This is a genomic window from Seramator thermalis (assembly GCF_004138125.1).
Lineage (GTDB): Bacteria > Bacteroidota > Bacteroidia > Bacteroidales > Dysgonomonadaceae > Seramator > Seramator thermalis.
In genome coordinates this window covers 1-1,591 of record NZ_RXHS01000036.1, presented here as the reverse complement: position 1 = coordinate 1,591, position 1,591 = coordinate 1, and the positions used below count along the sequence as shown (strand labels likewise).

At 49.2% G+C, this 1,591-nt stretch carries 2 tRNA genes and 2 rRNA genes; all 4 read right to left on the bottom strand.

What is annotated here, in order from left to right:
• Positions 1–424: ribosomal RNA gene (locus EJN84_RS12175) — 23S ribosomal RNA — on the bottom strand; the annotation flags it as partial.
• A gap of 328 nt (positions 425–752) precedes the next feature.
• Positions 753–826, bottom strand: a tRNA-Ala gene (locus EJN84_RS12170).
• A 214-nt stretch (positions 827–1,040) separates the two neighbouring features.
• Positions 1,041–1,114 (bottom strand) — tRNA-Ile (locus tag EJN84_RS12165).
• Positions 1,115–1,497: 383 nt separating this feature from the next.
• Positions 1,498–1,591: ribosomal RNA gene (locus EJN84_RS12160) — 16S ribosomal RNA — on the bottom strand; the annotation flags it as partial.

Here is a 1,591-nt window from a genome sequence, read left to right as displayed (position 1 = left end):
GGATTTCTCGTGTCCCGCGCTACTCAGGATACTGATCGGCTTCCGCTTCGATTCGTGTACGGGATTGTCACCCTCTTCGATCGATTTTTCCAAATCGTTCCACTTCTCAGCTTTCTTGCCTTTGTTTCAGTCCTTCAACCCCGCCGTTGCCGAAACATCGACGGTTTGGGCTTCTCCGCGTTCGCTCGCCACTACTTGCGGAATCACTTTTGTTTTCTTCTCCTATGGGTACTTAGATGTTTCAGTTCCCCACGTTTGCCTCCCGCTTCGCGGGATGTTATGATCTTCTCATAACGGGTTGCCCCATTCGGATACCTGCGGATCGTTTCGTATTTGCCAATCCCCGCAGCTTTTCGCAGCTTATCACGTCCTTCTTCGCCTCCCAGAGCCTAGGCATCCTCCATGTGCCCTTATTCACTTTCTTTCGCCGTCCGGATTCTACACTTGCGTGTAGCCGGGCTTGATAAATACTAGCGTTTCTACTTTTACTTTCTTGCTCTTTGTTTTACTTTTTTTACTACATCATGTCAAAGATCTTTTTCCTTCCGTTCTTCCTGCACGATACTTCCTGCAGTACGTCCTTCCGGCTTGTCGTCTGATACGGATTCGAACCGTTTCTTTTGCCGCCGTCCGGCTTTCAAACTTTTTCCCTTTTTTTCTCTCTCTTCGTGTTTCGCTCTCTTCTCTCACAGGACTCTCCTGTCCTGCCCTTTCTCCTTCCAAATCAACCTGTTTTTTCTTGCTTTTGCGGGTGGAGAATAACGGATTCGAACCGTTGACCCTCTGCTTGCAAAGCAGATGCTCTAGCCAGCTGAGCTAATCCCCCGTTTTTATTTTCCCGGAGTCGTTTCACTTGCCCCGTTGACCCTTCCGACGTAATCGGAATGCTCTAGCCAGCTGAGCTAATCCCCCGTTTTTATTTTCCCGGAGTCGTTTCGCTTGCCCCGTTGACCCTTCCGACATAATCGGAATGCTCTCTATCCGGCTGAGCTGATCCCCGATTCCGATTTACTGATTTTTTATCAACACATCATTTTTCGTAGTCCCAGGCAGAGTTGAACTGCCGACCTCTACATTATCAGTGTAGCGCTCTAACCAACTGAGCTATAGGACTGGCTGGTTTGTTTGTCGGCATCTCCCCCTCGGAAGGTATTCCCTTTACCGGGACATGTCTCCTTTCCCGTTCCTTCTCCCCTTCTTCGGCATTCCCTCTAAAAAAACGGTCTGTCTGATCCCATTTTTTCCTGAGATGCTTCTTATCCAAGATTCTCTCTTGCGGGAGCTGTCTTACGAGAGCTGTATGTTTCATACATCGTTTTTCTTTTTTCCTCCGCAGTATCGTTTTCCTTGATACCCCGTCCCTCTTTCTTCTTTCAGGAACGGATAAATCGCGACAGGAGCTTCCTTCAAGTTTCCTGTCTCGCCCTTTGGTCTGTAAGGCTTTCCCCCAGTGAATATTGCCGTCCCTGTACGGACAGGGTGATGGCCGTTCTCCAGAAAGGAGGTGTTCCAGCCGCACCTTCCGGTACGGCTACCTTGTTACGACTTAGCCCCAGTCACCAGTTTTACCCTAGATCGCTCCTTATCGGTT